Here is a 19,258-nt window from a genome sequence, read left to right as displayed (position 1 = left end):
AAGTATGGGAGGCGGTTCGTCGATGATAGGGTGGCTGCTTGCTCTGGGGATCGCCGCTTTAGGTCTTATTGTTTATATGATTAGTGAAGCCTACCGCTACCGGCTTGATCAGCATGTGATTTCGCTTGACAGGCTGCCGGATGCTTTTGACGGTACGCGGCTATTGTTTATTAGCGACATTCATAGAAGAGTAATTCCGGTTAAGGTGATAGAGCGGTGCATCGGGGAAGGGGGAGCCGATCTCGTTCTGATTGGGGGCGATCTTCGGGAGAAGGGCGTTCCTCTTGAACGGGTGCGCGGCAATTTGCGGAAGCTTGCTTCCATCGCTCCGGTTTATTTTATTTATGGCAATCATGATCATGATGAGGATATCCGCCCGTTTGAGGTAATGCTGCAGGAAGAAAGAATCCATATGCTGGTTAATGAGTCCGTGATTCTGGAGCAAAAGGATGGGAGCCGTATCCGCCTGGCGGGCGTGGACGATCCCCGCACCAACAGGGATAAGCTGCCTCTGGCTTTGAGTGAGCCGGAAGACGGGCATCGTTTGTTCACGCTTCTGCTTGCGCATGACCCCATTATTGCCGGCCGGCTGCTTTCCGATATGCCGGTTGATCTTATTCTAAGCGGCCACACACATGGCGGGCAGATCGTCCTGCCTCTTCTTGGCCCCGTGCTGAGAACCCAATCTCTGAAGCATTATGGACGCGGGTGGTTTAAGCTGCCGGCAATCCAGGCAGCAGAGACGGTATCGCCCCTGCTGTTCGTAAGCTGCGGTTTCGGCACATCCAAATTCCCGCTTAGGCTGCTGGCTCCCGCACAGCTGCATTTTCTTACTTTGAAGTCTGATCGAGACCCAGGTCTATCGTCTGAGGATCAATAAATCCGTAGCCCTTCTCTTCGAGCCTGGTCAATAGCGTGTCCAGTGCTTCAACCGTCCAGGGAAGCTCATGCATCAGAATATTAGCGCCGGGGTGGAGCTGCTCCAGCACGTTTTTTATGACGAGATCAGGCTGCTCCTTTGTGCTTTTCGTGTCCCAATCCAGAGAACCGTTTGACCAGGTCGTATAGAGCATGCCTTTTTTGTTGACAATGCTTCGGACCTTGTCTCCTCCCGAACCAAAAGGCGGGCGAAAAAATACAGGCTCAAAGCCTAAGGTTTCCTTCACAATGTTCTGAACATCCCCAACCTGCTTTTCAATTGCGGCAACTGATTCTTTTTTCAAATCGATGTGATCCCAGGAGTGATTGCCGATCGTCTGTCCGCGGTCGGCTATTTTTTTAAGCAGTTCGGGATGTTTCTTCACGCGGTAGCCATTGACGAAGAAAATTGCCTTCGCTTTATGCTTATCCAGCGTATCCAGTAAGCCGCTAATCATTTTATCCTCTTTGGGCCCGTCATCGAAGGTGAGAAGAACAACCTTGTCGGCCGTTTCTTTGGAGATGGGTTCAAATCGGTAAGCCTTGCTCATTTTGTAGAGTTTCTCCTTGACCGGCGCATCTTCCGGTTTCTGGGTTGTACCCGTTGAATTGTCTTCGCTCCCGCTGCCGATAGCAGGCTCTGTTCCCGCAGTTTGATCGGCTTGGGGGTCTGCAGGCTCTGCGGCCGGCTGCGCCGGACCTTCACTAGCTGGGGCATCATTATTGGAAGGAGCCGTATTTGGCGCAGGCGCAATTGTCTGATTGCCTGATTCATTATTATGAGGCTGAGCCGCGCATCCTGAAAGCAGCAGGAAGCCTAGCGACAGCTTAAGCATGATGGTGGATTTATGTAGTCCTGGCATAGTTATGCCTCCTAAACTCATTTTGATTTGTCCGGCTTACTAAGACTTGCCGGATATGTATAGCCTATTCCTCTTTATTACTCTAAAGTTCAACCATTGTAACATAATTATTCCTCCGGCACGCATTTTTCCGCTCTTTAATCAGCTTGCAATATTCCAGGAAAACAGGATGTTATTATGTAATCGGCATATCTTGGAGCACGGAATGACAGCAGTCCTGTTGGGTCAAACTAAGCTTGAAATCACGAAGCTTAATAAGGAGGATTACCGATGAAATGGAGCGCTTTTATGCTCGGTGGTCTTGCCGGAGCAGCAGTAGCGGTGTATGCCGCCAGAAAACGTCCGGGAATGTTTGCCTGGGCTGGCGCAGCGGCGGGCGAGGCTTGGGATGGAATGAAGGGAAGAGCGGTTAATGCGGTTCTCGACCGTAAATTCCGCTCCGACAAAGCAGATCATGACTCGAAGCATTCGGAAGGATCGGGCGACAGCTGGAATCAAATTGAGGAAATGCTGAATCAGGATCCACATGTGAAGAGGCAGGCGGAAGAGATCATGGCGGAAGCGACAAAGCATTAAAAAAAATTGAATCGTTTGATCGTCTGATTTCGTATAATAGGAGACGGTCCGGCGATTCTTTTTTTGTGTGATCTAAGTAGCATTCCAATCACAGACATGCTAACATAGTTACATAGCACGATTTAATCACCAAACAGCGCTTGCTTCATACGCTGTTTATAACCGATATTACCGCGTTTGTGCGCTTTCGAAGACGGTTTTGCTCCGCGAAAACGAAGCAGATGCTTTCGAGAAGGGGGATCCTATCATGAAAATCGAACGACTCAATCAAGACAAAATACGTATATTTCTGACGTTCGACGACCTGCTGGAGCGTGGGATCCAGAAGGAAGACATGTGGCGCGAAATACCGAAGGTGCACGAACTTTTCAGCGAGATGATGGATCAGGCCTATAACGAATTAGGTTTTGATGCGAGCGGTCCTCTTGCTGTTGAAGTATTTGCCCTCCCGGCTCAGGGTATGGTCGTCATTGTTACAAGAGGCAAGGTGAATTTCAAGCCGGAGGAACGCTCCCTCGAGGAAGACGACGGCGACGAGGATGTTTATGAGCTTGAAGTCACACTTGAGCAAAGTGATGTTGTCATGTACGCTTTCCGGGACATCGAAGATGTGATTGCGGTTTGCAAGCAAATCAAGGCAGCCGAATTAACGGACGATGGACGTTTATATTCCTATAATGGCAAATATATGCTTGTTCTTGAATCTGAAGGTGTAGAGCTGGCGCGCTATCACGCCATTATTGCCCTCCTTGCCGAGTACGGGGAAGCAACATCCGTGACAACTGCGATTCTTGAGGAGTATGGCAAAGTGATTATGCCGGCCAAAGCTGTCGCCGAAATCTGCACTTATTTCTAAAGTGGTCATTCCTAAGCATCTGCATCCGGGGTTCAATCCCTGTGCACGGTGCTTTTTGTTTACCCGTCATGCTTGCCGCCGCATAGCCCCGACTCTAACCGCTCATATTATGGTAGAAAAGGTGGTGGCGAATTTATGAATGAATCTGTATCGAATTCAAACGATATGCTCGCATCTACCCAAGCGGTGATTAAGGATGCGCTTCGCAAGCTGGGTTATGGAGATGAAATGGTAGAGCTGCTCAAAGAACCGATGCGGCTGTTGACCGTACGCATTCCCGTCCGGATGGACAATGGCAATATGCGTATGTTTGTGGGATACCGGGCCCAGCATAATGATGCGGTCGGTCCAACCAAAGGAGGAGTCCGTTTTCATCCCGACGTAAACGAGAATGAAGTCAAAGCGCTCTCGATCTGGATGGGCTTGAAATGCGGCATTGCCGATTTGCCTTTCGGCGGAGGAAAGGGAGGCATTATCTGCGATCCCCGCAATATGTCCTTCCGGGAGCTGGAGCGGCTCAGCAGAGGATATGTCCGGGCAATCAGCCAGCTTGTGGGTCCAACCAAAGATATTCCCGCGCCCGATGTGATGACAAATTCACAAATTATGGCCTGGATGCTGGATGAATACAGCCGGATCCGCGAGTTTGATTCACCCGGTTTTATAACCGGCAAGCCTATTGTGCTTGGCGGGTCGCTGGGGCGCGAAAGCGCGACGGCGCGCGGGGTTGCGATCGTCATCGACGAGGCTCTCCGGGTAAAAGGCATTCCTCTTCCCGATGCGACGGTAGTCATTCAAGGCTTCGGAAATGCCGGAAGCTTCCTGGCAAAATTCATGCATGATGCCGGTGCCAAAGTTATAGGTATTTCCGATGTGAACGGAGCGTTGTATAATAAAGAGGGACTGGACATCGATTCTCTTCTTGACCGGCGGGATTCCTTCGGTACGGTGACCAATTTATTCCGGGATACGATATCCAATGAGGAGCTGCTTGAGCTCGAATGCGATGTTCTCGTACCCGCTGCGATAGAAAATCAGATAACGGTGAATAATGCCGACAGAATTAAAGCGAAAATCATTGTGGAAGCGGCGAATGGGCCAACAACAATGGATGCTACCCGAATTGTGACGGATCGCGGCATCCTGCTTGTTCCGGATGTGCTGGCAAGCGGCGGAGGCGTGATTGTGTCCTACTTTGAATGGGTTCAAAATAATCAGGGCTATTATTGGTCCGAAACCGAAGTGGACAGCAGGCTGCAGGAAATGATGATCCGCGGATTTAATCAAGTTTATGACCTTCATATCAGCCGCAAGGTGGATATGCGGCTGGCCGCCTATATGGTCGGGGTCCGCAAGATGGCGGAGGCCTCGCGTTATCGCGGTTGGGTGTAAGGGTTGTGCATGACACCAGGAGGTGACAGACGAGAAAATGCTGCTTTTTTCCATATTAACCGGAGCGGTTGCGCCCGGAATTTCTTTGCTCACTTACTTTTATCTGAAGGACCGGTACGATGCTGAACCGATTCATATGGTGCTGCGCGTATTTCTTCTCGGTGTCGTCATCGTACTGCCTATTATGGTCATTCAACGCGGCCTGACTCTTTTGTGGGGCGACCATCCCTTCGTATTTGCCTTTGCCGTATCGGCAGGGGTGGAGGAACTGGTCAAGTGGTTCGTGCTGTATCACATCATATACAACCATACGGAATTCGATGAGCCTTATGACGGGATTGTGTATGCAGTAGCGATATCGCTTGGTTTTGCTACTGTGGAAAATGTGCTCTATGCGGTATTTCAGCCTTCTTCCATGGGCACATTGCTTATCCGTGCGCTTCTTCCTGTTTCCGGACATGCCTTGTTTGGCGTCACAATGGGATATTATTTGGGCAAAGCCAAATTTGCCGCGAAAAAATCCAGCGGCAAATTTATTATGCTTGCAGCCGCTGCGCCCATGGTGGAGCATGGCGTTTACGATTGGATTATGGGTTCCGGCTCCACCTACTGGGTATGGTTTATTGTACCGCTCATGACCTATTTGTGGATAAAGGGAATCCGGAAGATGAACCGGGCCAACGCCCGGTCACCGTTTGCCCTGCTTGGGCGGGAAGAAGAGATTAAATTGTAATTTTTTGGTCCATAATAGGATCATCAAGCACGACTATTGTTGAAGATTGAAGCAGTATTACATTCAGGAGGAAAAAATGATTACGGCACGAGTTAAAGTGAGCATTCGCTGCAGGGTTTGCGGAGAAAAGTTTGTGCTTCGCGGACGAAGAGACAAAGACCGCATCGATACAGGCTTCAAGCAGTGTCTTTGCAACAATGAGCATGATTTTGAAGTGGAAGAGGCTCTGTAAAGCCTGCGGCGGAGGAATATCCTCCGCTGCCATATGTTATTGACATGGATGTATAAAGCTCCTTCGTGCAAACCAAACTAACACCAGGTTTTGCACACGAAAGGAGCTTTTGCCTTATGTACCGTCGATTAAGCGCTGTGTTATTCCCGGTAATGACACTGTTTTTTATCGGTTCGATTTATTGGGGCTATCAGGAGCATCAAGAGAAGAATTCGGTTTTGATTAAAGCTGAGAACCAATATCAGCGGGCTTTCCATGATTTGACCTACCATGTCACGCAGCTTCATCGGGAGCTCGGCAACACGCTTGCCGTACATGCGGCATCCCAGAATTATCACCGCAAAGGGCTGGTGAACGTTTGGCGTCTGACAAGTCAGGCTCAAAGCGAAATCAATCAGCTGCCGCTTACACTGCTGCCGTTTAACAAGACAGAGGAGTTTCTCTCGAAGATCGCCAACTTCTCTTATAAAACCTCTGTGCGGGATTTAACCAAACAACCACTGTCGACTGAGGAATACAAGATGCTCAAAACACTGTATACGAACTCAGAGCAAATCTCCAATGAGCTGATCGGCGTTCAAGGCAAGGTGCTGGCGAATAGTCTGCGGTGGATGGATGTTGAAGTCGCGTTGGCCTCCGAGAAATCGACTAATGACAACACCATTATTGACGGATTCAAAACCGTGGACAAAACCGTCAGTGAATACCCGGAAATCAATTGGGGACCCTCAGTTTCCAGCATGTATCAAAAAAGATCGATTAAAATGCTTGGCGGCGATATGAAATCGGCCGAAGACATCAGGAAGCTTGCTGCCGATTTTATGAATATGCCGGATATGAGCAACATACACGTTGTCGAAAATGGGAAAGGAACGGAATATGAGTCCTACTCCGCCACCATTGAACAGCCTAATATGGACAATCCGATACAGATGGATTTCACAAAAAAAGGCGGGCAGCTGATCTGGTTTGAGAATCCGCGCACCATCGGCAAGCAGACTCTGCAGGCCGAAGAAGCCAAGACCAAGGCGACGGAGTTTTTGAACGACCATGGCTATAAAGGCATGAAAACCGTAAATTACGACCGCTACGATACGATTGCCGTCCTAACTCTCGTCGGCACACAGGATGGAGTGCTTATCTTCCCGGAGAAGGTGACGGTTAAGGTAGCGCTGGACAATGGCGATGTGGTGGGACTTCAGGCTTCGGATTATGTGTATGAGCATCATAAGCGGACAATACCAAAACCCAAGCTGACCTTGGCTGCAGCACGGAAGGCATTGAATCCGGATTTTCAGACGAAATCCGAACAGCTGGCCCTGATTGCGAGCGAACAGGGTGAAGAAGTGCTGTGCTACGAATTTGTCGGCAAAATCAATAATGCGATGTATCGGATGTACATTAATGCCGATACAGGTGTTGAAGAAGTAATCGAAGAAATGCCCCAATAGAAGATAGGACGTGCGACTCATGTTGCACGTCCTATCTTCTTTCATGAGGACCTCCCCTATATGGCATGGGCTATGCTATAATCGAGGAAAATGGGGGGACGATCATGCTGCCGAAAGTGAATCAATTTCTTTACCTGCAAGTGGCCTCATCCGATGAAGAAGAAGCGAATACCGAATATAAATCGAGAGTTTCCGACGAAGCAGATCATGAACTCCTTATTGATATACCCATTCTCGAAAGTAATGGCCGGTACAAACGGCTGTTTCTGGGAGATGAGCTGTCCATCTATTTTATGACCGGCGATGGGGTTAAACATTATTTTAATTCACATGTGCTGGGATTCAAGGACGATGTCGTCAAAATGATCCGGATCGGCAAGCCGGACCCGGAGAGTATAACCAAGGTCCAGAGACGGCATTTCCTGCGGGTGTCAGCAGAGCTGGAGCTGGCAATCCAGATGTCGACTCATGTCCGTTTTATCGGGATGACGGACGATGTCGGCGGAGGAGGGATCTCCTTTCTTGCCGATGCCAAATGGCCGATTCTGGACGGTACGGATCTGGACTGCTGGCTGCTGGTGCCTTACCGAAACGGTACGATAGACCATTCCCAGTTTAAAGCGGAGGTTGTCCGCGTGAAACGCATGGAAACGGGCAAAAATCAGATTATGGCCAAATTCGCAAGCATTTCGGACGGTGACAGACAGAAGATTATTAGGTTCTGTTTTGAACGTCAACTGGATTTTCGCAAAAAATAAAAACCGACATTTTTCTTTTTTTTGGCGCATAAGGACAAGCTTATTGGAAAAACTATCCTCACAACCCATGACTATCTATCTACCTGGCAGTCAACAAGGAGAGGCGACCATGAAGCTTCGTCAGTTATTCGCCCGCAAACGTACCAAGCGTTTGAAAGGGTTTGAAGAGTTATCCGATGATGTTACCGATGTACTGAAAAAAATTGTTATTATCCTACTGATTCTTCTGGTTGCAAGTCAGCTTGTGCTGCAGATTCCGCAGGTTCGTTTATGGATAACAGGCGTGGATCGATTGGAGGGGACCCCCTTCTAGGCGATTCGCGTTCTTTGCATCTTCAAAACTGCTGTGGTATAATTTTCACTATCGCAGGCAGAGCCTGCTTTTTTCTTGATGATCAGAGCATGGGATGAAAACCGCTAACGGCTCTCAAGGAGGTTATACACCGTTGAGCATCAATGGGGGACGCGAATGCGACCGCATTAACGTAGCGATTGACGGACCTGCAGGTGCCGGCAAAAGCACCGTTGCACGCAAGGTTGCCGAGCAGCTCGGCTATGTTTACATCGATACCGGAGCCATGTATCGTGCGGTAACGCTGGCCGCCAATCGGGCGGGAATCCATCCCGGAGAAACGGACGGGCTCAAGCAGCTGGTGAATTCGCTGAGCATCCGCCTTGCTCCGGGTGTGAACGGTCAAATGGTATTTTTGAATGAGGAAGATGTAACATCCGCTATTCGTTCACGCGAAGTAACGCTACACGTTTCACAGGTGGCTTCACATGAATCGGTTCGTATCCGGTTGGTGGAGCTGCAGCGGCAGCTTGCCGCATCAAGAGGCATTGTTATGGATGGCCGTGACATCGGCACCCATGTTCTGCCGGATGCCGAATTGAAGGTATTCTTGACCGCAAGCGTTCAAATAAGAGCGAAGCGGCGTTATGAGGAATTGAAGGATCTTGAGGGAATCTCGCTGGAACAGCTGGAAGCGGAAATTGCCAAGCGTGATCTGAGCGATGAACAGCGTGAAATTTCGCCATTGGTTTGTGCGCAGGATGCCATCAAGGTCGATAGCACTGAACTTACTATTGACCAAGTTGTAGCACTTATTCTAGACTTAAGCCGAACCAAACTGGCGGAGGCGAAGTAAACTATGTTATATAGGGTTTGCCGCCGTGTGCTCCGCGTCCTGTATGCTGTCTTTTACCGATTTGAGGCAAGCGGGCTGGAGAATATTCCGGCTACAGGGGGCGTAATCCTTTGCTCCAATCATCTTAGTGTGCTTGATCCTCCTACAGTAGGCACAAAGCTTAACCGGAGGGTGCACTATATGGCGAAAGCGGAATTATTCCAAATTCCGTTATTCGGTCCTTTTATCCGCAAGCTTGGGGCATTTCCGGTCAAACGCGGCGGTGTCAGCAAGGATGCCATACGATCCTCCATCACCCTTTTGCAGGGAGGGGGAGTTATGGGCATTTTCCCGGAGGGAACCCGCAAGGCTGCCGCCTCTGCGATGGGGAAGAAAGGCGCCGCGATGATTGCGATGCGCAGCAAGGCAACCATTATACCGGTAGCGATTGTCGGGAATTATCGTATCTTCCGCAAGATGAAGATCCGTTTCGGCAAGCCTATTGATATTTCCGCATTCACCGAGGATCCCGCATCCGATGTTCTGGAGCAGGTCACCGAGGTCATTATGAAGCGAATTCGCGAAATGGTTGCACAAGGATAGGGTTTTGCATGTATAATTAAGTTTTAGATGGTACGTCGGAGCTTCTGTTTCAATGTCGCGGGCGTGCGTTTAAATAAAGTTGGGGTATGAACTGAGGAGGTTTTTCAAATGTCAGAAGAAACAAACGTGCAGGAAACCGCAGCTGCGGAAAATATCGAATCGCAAGAGACCGCTGCTGCGGAAAATAATGAAATTGAACAATCCGCTGGCGCGGAAACGACTGAAAATGTCGAAGCCGCTGAGCAAGTGGAAAGCCAAGACGCATTGGACAACTTTGTGTCCTTGAAGAAAGGCGACTCTGTAAAAGGCACAATCGTCAAAATTGAGGATAACCAAGCTTATGTGAGCCTTGGATATAAATATGACGGCGTTATTCCACTTCGTGAGCTTTCCTCGATTCAGATTGAAAGTGCGGCAGACGCCGTAGAAGTCGGTCAAGAGGTAGAATTGAAAGTCGTCAGCATTGACGATGACAAGGAAAAACTCGTTCTGTCCAAAAAGCTGGTCGACGGCGAGAAAGCCTGGGATGAGCTTCAGAACCGTTTTGATCAAGGAGAAGTATTCGAAGTAACGGTTGCCGACGTTGTCAAAGGCGGGCTGGTTGCCGATGTTGGCGTGCGCGGATTTATTCCGGCATCCATGGTTGAGCGTCATTTTGTAGAAGATTTCAGTGACTACAAAGGCCGTACGCTTCGCGTTAAGGTAAAGGAAATCGATCGCGAGAACAATAAAGTGATTCTTTCCCAAAAAGAAGTGCTGGATGCTGAATTCGAGCAAAACAAACTGGCTGTAATGAACTCGATTCAAGTAGGCCAAGAGATCGAGGGCACTGTTCAGCGCCTTACTCCATTTGGAGCATTTGTTGATATCGGCGGCATTGATGGTCTGGTTCATGTATCCGAGCTTTCATGGCAGCATGTGGCTCATCCGAAGGATATTGTCTCGGAAGGCCAATCCGTCAGCGTTAAAGTGCTTAAAGTCGATCCTGCCGCAGGCAAAATCAGCTTGAGCATGAAAGCTGCACAACCGGGCCCATGGGAATCTGCTAATGGTCAATTCAAAACGGGTGACATCGTGACGGGTACGGTACGCCGTATTGTCAGCTTTGGCGCTTTTGTTGAGATTGCACCTGGCGTTGAAGGTCTCGTTCACATTTCGCAGCTTGCTCACCGTCATGTAGCTACTCCGAATGAAGTGGTTACAGAAGGTCAGGAAGTACAGGCGAAAGTGCTTGATTTCAACCCATCTGAGAAACGGGTTAGCCTCAGCATCAAGGAAACGGAAGAAGCTCCTGAACAACCTGAGAAGTCATCGCGTCCGGAGCGTTCCTCCTCATCACAGCGTTCACCTAAGGTGGAACTGAACAATCCGAACGTCAGCTTGAGCAATGAAGGCATGAGCTTTACGCTGGCTGAGCGGTTTGGCGATAAATTGAGCAAATTGAAATAAGACCGAAATTTGTAGAAATCTTTATCATTAGCCGCAAAACAGGCATTTATTGCCTGCTTTGCGGCTTTTTTCTTTGTGTACGCTAAGATGGATACGCGAGATTAGGTTTGGCGGCTGAGGCGCATAATAGGATAGTCGAAAGAGGGGGGATAATGCTTGAATGAAGGATTTATCGCATGCTGGTTCGTTACCATGCTGCTTATATTATATGCAACCGGATGGAAACAGCAGGTTGCCGACGGGGTATCAGGCCGGGCGCTTACCATTTTCGTTATTGCGGTTCTTATTCTGCATAATATCAAAATTGCCATCGGAACGACGACTGATTATGTGCAAGGCAGTGTGCTTGCAGCGGTCGGGGCAGCGATTCTTTCGCTTGTAAGCATCCGTCAGGCCGGACAATTCGTGTACCTTACGCTTTGCTCGTTGTTTACGGGTGTGATCTGGATGTGGGTGCATGTTATGTACCGGGCAGATCCGGTATTTGTTGGCATCCATCCTTTATGGGATGGGCCCTTGATAGCCGGATTGATGGCCGGCATTCTGGTAGAGCGTTTCCGTCATCAATTTGCTTTAATTGTTGCCTCCGCCCTGATATCGCAGCTAGTGGATATTATCCGGCCGCCAGGCGGAATGCTGATTATAGGATCATTGGGATGGTGGGATGGATTTGCCATCGCCTTGCTTGCAGCGAGAATTGTCAGTCTGGTCAGGGGCTTTATACGAAGCCTGCTTCAAAAAGGCAATAGCCGGTTCACCCAGAGAGGCGGGAGTTCATAATCCATGTGGGAACAGATGAAAATCGGACAACCGCATCATATTTTGATCGGAATTCTGCTTGGAATTGCATTTGGGATTTTTTCCAGGATGCTGATGCTGCGGACGGATTACCGGCAATATCCGACATATCCGCATGGCCGGATTATTCATATCTCTCTCGGCGTGATTGCGGCGGCGCTGGGTGCTGTAGCCGTTCCGGCTTTGTATAACAAGGATTTCACAGCGATTACCTTTTTGACGCTCGCTGCCCAGCAGTTCCGCGATGTTCGTAAAATGGAACGGGATACGCTCGACAAAATCGACAGTCTGGAGCTGGTCCCCCGGGGGGCTACTTACATTGAAGGTATCGCCATGGTATTTGAAGGCCGGAACTATCTGGTCATATTGACTTCCTTGCTGACAAGTCTCGCTTCCATCAGCTTGGGGCCGTTGTTTGGCATTCTTGCGGGGATTTTGTCTTTTATGCTGGTATGGGTGCTTAAATCCGGCAAAAATATTTCCCATATTGCGGAAGCGGAGATCGCTGAGGTAAGAGTTGACGGTCCGGATTTGTTTGTGGGAGATATATATATCATGAATGTGGGGCTGACCACCAATCAGCAGATAATTGCGGAGAGAGGTCTTGGTATTATTTTGACGCCCTTCAATGCCAATGGCAAAGCCACACTCAGCAATCTTGGACAGCGGCAGGCGATTTTATTCGATTTGTCCACAATTCTTGGGGTCTACCGTGACGATGGAGAGCCTGCACTGGTCCCCTTAGCCAAATTGGACATGAAAAATGGGCGGTTGGCCGTCTTTTTGCTGCCTCAGGATATGGATGGGAGCAAAGCGCGTGCAGTAACCTTGAAAGTGCCGATTCTGGAGTCTGCGGTTCGGATGCCAACTGAAGCAAGTGTGAACCGTAAGGAGGATAGACATGGCTAAAATTGTGGCTATTGTAACGGTGAATGGGGAGGGCACCCGCGGAGGCGCGCCGATTTTTATCGAACCCGACATAGACAAACGGGAAACGACAGCATTTTTGCTGGAAAAGATTTTAGACGCCAGTGCTCATGATTTGAAGAATGGAACAATCATTCTGGTAGATCGCCATCAGGAATGAAATGTTAGCCAAGCGGGGGGTTTTTTGCTATGATGGTAGGCGTGAGTAAATATAAGCTCGTATAACCCTCTCTTATACATAACTTATATTTGTGAAAAAACGGATAGCATTATTCGTTGCATATACACTGTGAACCGGCAGTGAAAATACAAAAAAGCACCTATTTTTATGAAGGAGTGAAAACATGGCAAAACCCATTATCGCCATCGTAGGGCGGCCTAACGTGGGGAAGTCTACGATATTTAACCGCATCATTGGCGATCGGTTAGCGATTGTGGAGGACAAGCCGGGCGTAACCCGGGACCGCATTTACAGTTCCGGAGAATGGAACGGCAGAGCCTTTAGTATCGTGGATACGGGGGGCATTGAAATCGACGGCGAAGACGAAATCATGAAATCGGTGCGCATGCAAGCGGAGCTGGCTGTTGAAGAAGCAGATGTTATTGTTTTCATGGTGGATGCCAAAGATGGATTGACTCATGCGGACGATGAAGTTGCACAAATGCTGCTTCGATCCCGCAAACCGATTGTGGTTGCAGTAAACAAGGTTGATAATTTCAATCGGCATGATGATATTTACGAGTTTTATAATCTGGGCTTCGGCGATCCTATCGCGATTTCCGGATCTCACGGTATGGGCATAGGCGATCTGCTGGATGCTGCCGTCAGTAAGCTTCCCGAGCTTGTAGAGGAACATTATGAAGACGATGTGATTCGTGTTGCCTTGATCGGACGCCCGAATGTCGGCAAATCTTCGCTGGTCAATGCGCTGCTGGGCGAGGAACGGGTTATTGTCAGCCATGTCGCCGGTACAACGCGCGATGCGATCGATACGCCATTCGAGCGGGACGGTCAAAAATATGTGCTGATCGACACGGCGGGGATGCGCAAACGGGGCAAGGTTTATGAGACAACCGAGAAATACAGCGTTATGCGCGCATTAAAAGCCATCGAGCGCGCAGATGTTGTGCTGGTGCTGATCAATGGCGAAGAAGGCATCATCGAGCAGGACAAGCATATTGCCGGTTATGCCCACGAGGCAGGGAAAGCATCGATTTTCGTCATTAACAAATGGGATGTTGTCGACAAGGACGAGAAGACGATGCAGCAATTTACCACGAGCATCCGCGATCATTTCCTGTTCATGACCTATGCGCCGATTGTATATCTTTCGGCCAAAACCAAGCAGAGGCTGCACAAGCTGCTTCCGGTTGTCGATCATGTCTCCGAGCAGCATGCGCTTCGAATTCAGACGCATCTGCTTAATGATATTGTATCCGATGCCATCGCCATCAATCCTCCGCCAACAGATAAAGGCAGACGCTTGCGTATCAACTATGCAACCCAGGTAGCCACCAAACCGCCGACCTTCGTGCTGTTTGCCAACGATCCGGAGATGATGCATTTCTCTTATGAGCGGTATCTGGAAAATAAAATCCGCGGCGCCTTCAACTTCGAAGGGACACCAATCCGTATCTATACCCGCCGCAAATCGGATGAGGATTAAAACTCGCACATCAACACATGTCCCATTAGGGACAAAAAAAGATTCTGTGAAATGGGCTAAGGGCGCATTTCACAGAATCTGCGCATTAAAGCGTGTCCCGAAGGGACGAAAGCGGGCCGAAGCTGCAAAATAATCAAATCGTCCGTCTCTGTCTCCCGAACGTTATACCATTCGGGTGTCCAGAGGGCGGAGCCCTCGGGGTCCCCCTATGAAAGGGGGATTTAGGGGGTAAGAAATCAAGAATTCTTCCTGGGGAGAGAAGAACGTGTTTACAGTCATCGCGGTTCTCATAAGTTACTTATTAGGCTCCATCTCATTCAGTATTCTAATCGCCAAATGGGTCAAGGGCATTGATATCCGCAGTCATGGCAGCGGCAATGCAGGCGCGACCAACACGCTGCGCGTGCTTGGCAAAGGTCCGGGAATTACTGTCTTTTTACTTGACATCGCCAAAGGAGTCGCTGCCGTTTTGCTGGGCATGCTGATCGTCGGTGATGATTGGGCTCCCGTATTATGCGGATTGGCAGCCATTGCCGGCCATAATTGGCCGATCTGGTTTAATTTCAAAGGCGGCAAAGGAATCGCTACGACAGTGGGCGTAATGGTAACGTTGGCCTTGGTGCCCTGTCTCATCGCTGGCGGCGTGGCTATCGCTGCCATTGCGTTGACCCGCTTTGTTTCACTGGGTTCTTTGCTGTTTGCACTGCTAACGCCTTTATTTGTTTGGCTATTCGGGATGTCCGAGGCCTTGCTGTGGGCTAGTCTGATTGTTTGTGTCTTTGCATTTGTCCGTCACCGCAGCAATATTGTGAAGCTGCTGCAGGGCAATGAAAACAAGCTGGGAGCCAAAAAAGGGTAGGTGCACATATGACAAACCGGAAAGCAGCCGTCCTTGTTGCCGGAAGCTGGGGGACCGCACTGGCAGCCGTTCTTGCTGACAATGACTACAACGTCATCATGTGGGCCCGCAATTCCGAGCAAGTCACGGAAATCAATGAAGAGCATCGCAACCATAAATTTTTACCCGACACTGTACTGTCTGACAGAATAGGAGCCACAACGGATATAGAACAAGCGGTCACAGGGGCAGAGCTTGTTCTATTTGCCGCGCCTTCCTCCGCCATGCGGGAAGTGGCCAGACAGGCCGCTCCTTTTATTGCTGAGAGGACGCTTTGTGTTCATGCAACCAAAGGCTTTGAATCTGTCACCTATAACCGGATGACTTCAATTCTTGCCGAGGAGCTGTCAGGTGATCCGAAACAGCTTGTTGTGCTCTCAGGACCCAGCCATGCAGAAGAGGTCGTGAACAAACAACCAACGACGGTTGTAGTGGCATCAGCATGCCAGGAATCGGCAGAACGGGCTCAGGATGCCTTTATCACCCCCTATTTTCGGGTATATACCAATCCCGATGTTGTCGGTGTTGAGGTAGCGGGTGCAATCAAGAATATCATCGCCCTTGGGGCGGGATTGACGGACGGACTTGGCTTTGGCGATAATGCCAAGGCTGCGCTCATCACCAGAGGATTGGCCGAGATCAGCCGTCTGGGCACGGCAATGGGGGCGAACCCTTTAACCTTTGCCGGTCTTGCCGGCATCGGTGATTTGGTTGTCACCTGTACAAGCAAGCACAGCCGCAATTGGCGTGCAGGTTCCATGCTTGCCGGCGGACTTGCACTGGATGATGTGCTGCAGCGTATGGGAATGGTGGTTGAGGGCGTCCGCACAACCAGTGCAGCGCGTGAGCTCGCTGCCAGATTAGATGTGGTCATGCCGATTACGGAGCAGCTGTACCAGGTTTTGTTTGCGAATAAACCGCCGCGCAGCGCTGTCGAGGATTTGATGGGCCGGGGCCGCACGCATGAAATGGAAGAAGGAGCGGGCTCCTGGGGCCTACACCAATAATCCTTTCCCCTCATATGATACGAGGAAAGCAAGCTTTTGCTTTCGAAGTAAGCTTACGTTTCGTAAACTGGGCATACGCTTGCGAGGTGGGTTTATTTCGTAAACTAACCCTGTGCTTGCGAGGTGAGTTTACTTCGTAAACTCTTGTAGGAGGGGAAAAATTGAGCGATAAAAATAATCTTTCCAAAGACGTTCTTAATGCGGTCAACAAAAAGACCGGTAAACCGATAACGGAGAATGCAGTTAAAAAGCTGGCCAGCAATGTAACAGCCAATACATTGCAGGATGAAGATGAGCTGCGCAAGCTTATCAAGTCCGTATCGGCTATGGCCAAGGTGCCGGTTACGGATAAAACGGTCAACGATATTATCGGTGCCGTTAAGAAGAGCGGAATGAACACGTCAAGCATGGAAATGCTGATGAAAATGATGCTTAAGAAGTAAAATGAGGATTGAAGCGCAAGGCGCAGGCGGCGAAGCTACCGCAGCGAGCCGCCAGCGCCGAGATCCTTATTTTTTTGGGTCCGTTGTTTGCAACCTGCTAATTAAACCTGAAAGTAGCAGAGCAAAGTACACTAATGGTATAATGAAGCGACTATTTGGTGGACAAGGTGGCGACATGCAATATGGATCCGATGATGAAAATGTGGGTTTCTTTTGTGGGGATCGGGCTTATGGCAATAGCTGCGGTACTGATCACTCTGGCAAGGTACAAGACCAAGGGCGTGTTTAAGATGCTGGTTTCTTCTTTTGCTTTTTTGCTCTTGGTGATTGGCGGATTTCTCGGATTAATTTCGATTACATAAAGAGCCGAGGGGTACAGTTTGCAATGTCGAAAGGAAGTAGGGTTTGCATATGTTAGAACTAAAAGGTTTGACGAAATCAATTCGCGTAGAGGCTGAGGCAGGACTGTCCTTGCTGGATATCGCGCTGAAGCACAATCTGGATTGGGGATTCTCCTGTACGCGCGGCACTTGCGCGCGATGCAGATGCCTCGTTATAGAAGGCGGAGAATTCCTTGAAGATGTCACAGATGAAGAATGGAACCGTTTGGAGCCCCAGGAATTCGATGAGGGCTACCGGCTTGGCTGTCAGGCGGTAGTAAAATCGGCTGATGCTGCTATCAAAGCGGAGAACCGGACTTATTTTTAATTTGAAGGAAGTGCTTTTTGTTGCTGAACGAGAGTAACCTGCTGTCTGTATTGTCCATCATCGCGGAAGCGGGCCTTTCCGCCAATGCCACGTGGCTGACTGGAGGAAGCGCGGGCCTGCTGCTCAGGGGCATCAAGCTCGATAACCCCCCGCGCGATCTGGATATTTATGCGGATGAAAGCGATGCGTTGCGGCTGCATGAGATGCTCCAGAGCTACGCCACGGATCAGCAGCAGGTAAGCGTTAGCGGAATCTACCGTTCGGTGCTCAGCCATTATCTCATCGAAGGGGTTCCGGTCGAGTTGGTCGGTGGCTTTGTCATTACATCACGTGAGGACCGTTATGCCGTGCAGGTCACTCAAGTGCTTGCGCCCCGGCAGCTTACCCTATCTGTCAAAGGTACCGCCATCGGCATTGTTCCCTTGGCGCATGAGATGTGGTTCAATCTGCTGCGTGAGCGTTTTGACAGGGTGGCACTCATCGCCGTGGCGGTGCGCGCTGAGCCCGCAGTTCACCTGGAAGCTTTTGAAGCCATTGAGGCGGCAAATCAACTAAGCGGATCATCAATTGGCGCCATACACGATCTTATTGGAATCTCCAGAAACGAGGGGCCGCTATGAATGTAGACATCACGTTTCTTCCTTCGGAACGTACCGTATCGGTTCGGGCAGGGACAACGGTGCTGGACGCCGCCCGCCGTTTCGGTATCCCGGTACGTACGAGATGCGACGGGAAAGCCTCCTGCCTGATGTGCAAGGTCGTAGCGCAAAACGGAAGCGGTCTGTCTCCCATGCAGAATAATGAACGGTATAAGCTCGGGGGACTTGAAGCCGAGGGCACAAGGCTCGCTTGTCAGGCTAAAATTATCGGTAAAGCGGTTGTAGAATTACCCGAAGATCCGCTTCGCGCAGCGGTCAGGAAACAGTTAATGCGTCAGGCGGAGGAAGATAAGCTCTGGTAGGCGCAGGATTCATGCTTGAGACCGGTTACGGCAGCAAGCTATAACGCTCAGGAGGCACTATGATTAGACAAGGAACAAGAAGCGCAGCTGCTATGATTACTTTGCTGGCAATGATTATTATGTTGCCTGGCTGTCTTTACCCGGATGACCAGCTGGCTAAGCAGCCGGCCAAGGATGCCATCCTGAATGTGCAGACGGTAATAGACCAATATCAGAAAGATACGGGACTGCTCCCGATTCAAAATAGTGATCAAGATACGCCGATTTATGAAAAATATTTGATTGATTTTGCGAAGCTGCAAAGAATGAATTACTTAACGAGCATTCCGGAGACCGCTTATGAGAAGGGAGGAAGCTATTACTACCTTATCATTAACGAGGAGACCGATCCGACGGTGAAGCTCATGAATCTGGTAATCTATCAACAAGTCAATGATGTCCAGGCAGCGGTTAAAACTTATAGAAGTGGACATAATGGCGAGCTCCCATCGTCAGATGAGGCCTATCCGGGTTTTGTCCGCATTGATTATAAGAAGCTTGCTGTGAAAGAGCCTGTAATCCGCAGCATGTTCACAGGCCAGACATTATACACGCTGATGGATGCCAAAGGAAATGTGTACATTGACTACGGAAGCGATATCATGCAGGCCATTGAGAAGGCTGGAGGCAAGAGCATCGCACCCGCGCAGGACCTGCGCGGGCTGCTGGTCAACAATGCGGATTTCGTGCCGGTCAAGTCTCCGGTGTATCATCTCATTAATGGGGAACCGCAAGCGGTCCTCGAGTGAACGGCTGTACACGAGAATACATGTCCCCCTTGTGCCCCGGGCAGGCGCAGGGGGGATTTTTTTATGTTCAAGGCATAGCAGCGTTCTTTCTCTCATATACCTC

25 protein-coding genes are annotated in these 19,258 nt (G+C 49.7%); 24 read left to right on the top strand and 1 reads right to left on the bottom strand.

What is annotated here, in order from left to right; all coding sequences use genetic code 11:
* Positions 1–22 precede the first annotated feature (22 nt).
* The gene (locus AC0YNV_RS10035; protein WP_475767940.1) at positions 23–880 is read left to right on the top strand and encodes a metallophosphoesterase; all 858 of its coding nucleotides are present in this window, start codon (positions 23–25) and stop codon (positions 878–880) included.
* Here the strand turns inward: AC0YNV_RS10035 and AC0YNV_RS10030 are convergent.
* Entirely contained in the window at positions 831–1,781 is a 951-nt protein-coding gene (locus tag AC0YNV_RS10030) for a polysaccharide deacetylase family protein (protein ID WP_475767938.1), read from the bottom strand. The two genes, AC0YNV_RS10035 and AC0YNV_RS10030, sit on opposite strands and share 50 nt — an antisense overlap.
* A gap of 270 nt (positions 1,782–2,051) precedes the next feature.
* Between AC0YNV_RS10030 and AC0YNV_RS10025 the strand changes: the two genes are divergently transcribed.
* The 23 genes from AC0YNV_RS10025 (at position 2,052) to AC0YNV_RS09915 (ending at position 19,155) form a co-directional block, all read left to right on the top strand.
* Positions 2,052–2,357 carry a hypothetical protein gene (locus AC0YNV_RS10025; protein WP_210041572.1) on the top strand — a complete coding sequence of 102 codons (306 nt, stop codon included), beginning with the start codon at positions 2,052–2,054 and terminating at the stop codon, positions 2,355–2,357.
* A gap of 247 nt (positions 2,358–2,604) precedes the next feature.
* Entirely contained in the window at positions 2,605–3,213 is a 609-nt protein-coding gene (locus tag AC0YNV_RS10020; RefSeq protein WP_210041571.1) for a genetic competence negative regulator, read from the top strand.
* Between the two features lie 135 nt (positions 3,214–3,348).
* Entirely contained in the window at positions 3,349–4,605 is a 1,257-nt protein-coding gene (locus AC0YNV_RS10015) for a Glu/Leu/Phe/Val family dehydrogenase (protein WP_210041568.1), read from the top strand.
* 37 nt (positions 4,606–4,642) lie between these two features.
* Complete coding sequence (prsW, locus tag AC0YNV_RS10010; protein WP_210041566.1) at positions 4,643–5,338, top strand: glutamic-type intramembrane protease PrsW; 696 nt, start codon at positions 4,643–4,645, stop codon at positions 5,336–5,338.
* Between the two features lie 76 nt (positions 5,339–5,414).
* Positions 5,415–5,570, top strand: coding sequence for a hypothetical protein (locus AC0YNV_RS10005; RefSeq protein ID WP_210041559.1), 156 nt, complete (start codon positions 5,415–5,417; stop codon positions 5,568–5,570).
* Positions 5,571–5,686: 116 nt separating this feature from the next.
* A complete protein-coding gene (ypeB, locus tag AC0YNV_RS10000) occupies positions 5,687–7,021 on the top strand; it encodes a germination protein YpeB (RefSeq protein ID WP_475767934.1) in 1,335 nt (444 codons plus the stop codon).
* A gap of 104 nt (positions 7,022–7,125) precedes the next feature.
* Entirely contained in the window at positions 7,126–7,779 is a 654-nt protein-coding gene (locus AC0YNV_RS09995; RefSeq protein WP_475767932.1) for a flagellar brake protein, read from the top strand.
* A 109-nt stretch (positions 7,780–7,888) separates the two neighbouring features.
* The gene (locus AC0YNV_RS09990) at positions 7,889–8,092 is read left to right on the top strand and encodes a hypothetical protein (RefSeq protein WP_475767930.1); all 204 of its coding nucleotides are present in this window, start codon (positions 7,889–7,891) and stop codon (positions 8,090–8,092) included.
* 133 nt (positions 8,093–8,225) lie between these two features.
* Positions 8,226–8,927, top strand: a complete 702-nt coding sequence (gene cmk / locus AC0YNV_RS09985) for a (d)CMP kinase (RefSeq protein WP_475767928.1) — start codon at positions 8,226–8,228, stop codon at positions 8,925–8,927.
* A 3-nt stretch (positions 8,928–8,930) separates the two neighbouring features.
* Positions 8,931–9,509: a lysophospholipid acyltransferase family protein gene (locus AC0YNV_RS09980; RefSeq protein ID WP_475767926.1), complete on the top strand. Its 579-nt coding sequence runs from the start codon at positions 8,931–8,933 to the stop codon at positions 9,507–9,509.
* Positions 9,510–9,617: 108 nt separating this feature from the next.
* The gene (gene rpsA / locus AC0YNV_RS09975; RefSeq protein WP_475767924.1) at positions 9,618–10,958 is read left to right on the top strand and encodes a 30S ribosomal protein S1; all 1,341 of its coding nucleotides are present in this window, start codon (positions 9,618–9,620) and stop codon (positions 10,956–10,958) included.
* A 156-nt stretch (positions 10,959–11,114) separates the two neighbouring features.
* Positions 11,115–11,738, top strand: coding sequence for a YphA family membrane protein (locus AC0YNV_RS09970; RefSeq protein ID WP_475767922.1), 624 nt, complete (start codon positions 11,115–11,117; stop codon positions 11,736–11,738).
* 3 nt (positions 11,739–11,741) lie between these two features.
* A complete protein-coding gene (locus tag AC0YNV_RS09965) occupies positions 11,742–12,665 on the top strand; it encodes a YIEGIA family protein (RefSeq protein WP_210041525.1) in 924 nt (307 codons plus the stop codon).
* Positions 12,658–12,843: a capping complex subunit for YIEGIA gene (locus tag AC0YNV_RS09960; RefSeq protein ID WP_210041523.1), complete on the top strand. Its 186-nt coding sequence runs from the start codon at positions 12,658–12,660 to the stop codon at positions 12,841–12,843. The genes AC0YNV_RS09965 and AC0YNV_RS09960 overlap by 8 nt, the downstream gene beginning before the upstream one ends.
* Positions 12,844–13,027: 184 nt before the next feature.
* Positions 13,028–14,350, top strand: a complete 1,323-nt coding sequence (gene der / locus AC0YNV_RS09955; RefSeq protein ID WP_475767919.1) for a ribosome biogenesis GTPase Der — start codon at positions 13,028–13,030, stop codon at positions 14,348–14,350.
* 265 nt (positions 14,351–14,615) lie between these two features.
* On the top strand, positions 14,616–15,209 hold the full coding sequence (gene plsY / locus AC0YNV_RS09950; RefSeq protein WP_210041504.1) for a glycerol-3-phosphate 1-O-acyltransferase PlsY: 594 nt from the start codon (positions 14,616–14,618) through the stop codon (positions 15,207–15,209).
* 8 nt (positions 15,210–15,217) lie between these two features.
* Entirely contained in the window at positions 15,218–16,255 is a 1,038-nt protein-coding gene (locus tag AC0YNV_RS09945; protein WP_475767917.1) for an NAD(P)H-dependent glycerol-3-phosphate dehydrogenase, read from the top strand.
* Positions 16,256–16,416: 161 nt separating this feature from the next.
* On the top strand, positions 16,417–16,698 hold the full coding sequence (locus tag AC0YNV_RS09940) for a stage VI sporulation protein F (RefSeq protein WP_210041494.1): 282 nt from the start codon (positions 16,417–16,419) through the stop codon (positions 16,696–16,698).
* A 182-nt stretch (positions 16,699–16,880) separates the two neighbouring features.
* Positions 16,881–17,060, top strand: a complete 180-nt coding sequence (locus AC0YNV_RS09935) for a DUF2768 family protein (protein WP_210041485.1) — start codon at positions 16,881–16,883, stop codon at positions 17,058–17,060.
* A 49-nt stretch (positions 17,061–17,109) separates the two neighbouring features.
* Positions 17,110–17,406, top strand: a complete 297-nt coding sequence (locus AC0YNV_RS09930) for a 2Fe-2S iron-sulfur cluster-binding protein (RefSeq protein WP_475767914.1) — start codon at positions 17,110–17,112, stop codon at positions 17,404–17,406.
* A gap of 20 nt (positions 17,407–17,426) precedes the next feature.
* Positions 17,427–18,026: a nucleotidyltransferase family protein gene (locus tag AC0YNV_RS09925; RefSeq protein ID WP_475767912.1), complete on the top strand. Its 600-nt coding sequence runs from the start codon at positions 17,427–17,429 to the stop codon at positions 18,024–18,026.
* Entirely contained in the window at positions 18,023–18,367 is a 345-nt protein-coding gene (locus AC0YNV_RS09920; RefSeq protein WP_475767910.1) for a 2Fe-2S iron-sulfur cluster-binding protein, read from the top strand. Before AC0YNV_RS09925 ends, AC0YNV_RS09920 begins: the two co-directional genes overlap by 4 nt.
* Before the next feature lie 59 nt (positions 18,368–18,426).
* Positions 18,427–19,155, top strand: a complete 729-nt coding sequence (locus AC0YNV_RS09915) for a hypothetical protein (protein ID WP_475767909.1) — start codon at positions 18,427–18,429, stop codon at positions 19,153–19,155.
* Positions 19,156–19,258 lie beyond the last annotated feature (103 nt).

Source organism: Paenibacillus sp. JT31N11 (assembly GCF_056269285.1).
The sequence above is the reverse complement of the archived record's forward strand: the minus strand, read 5'-3'. Positions and strand labels throughout refer to the sequence as shown.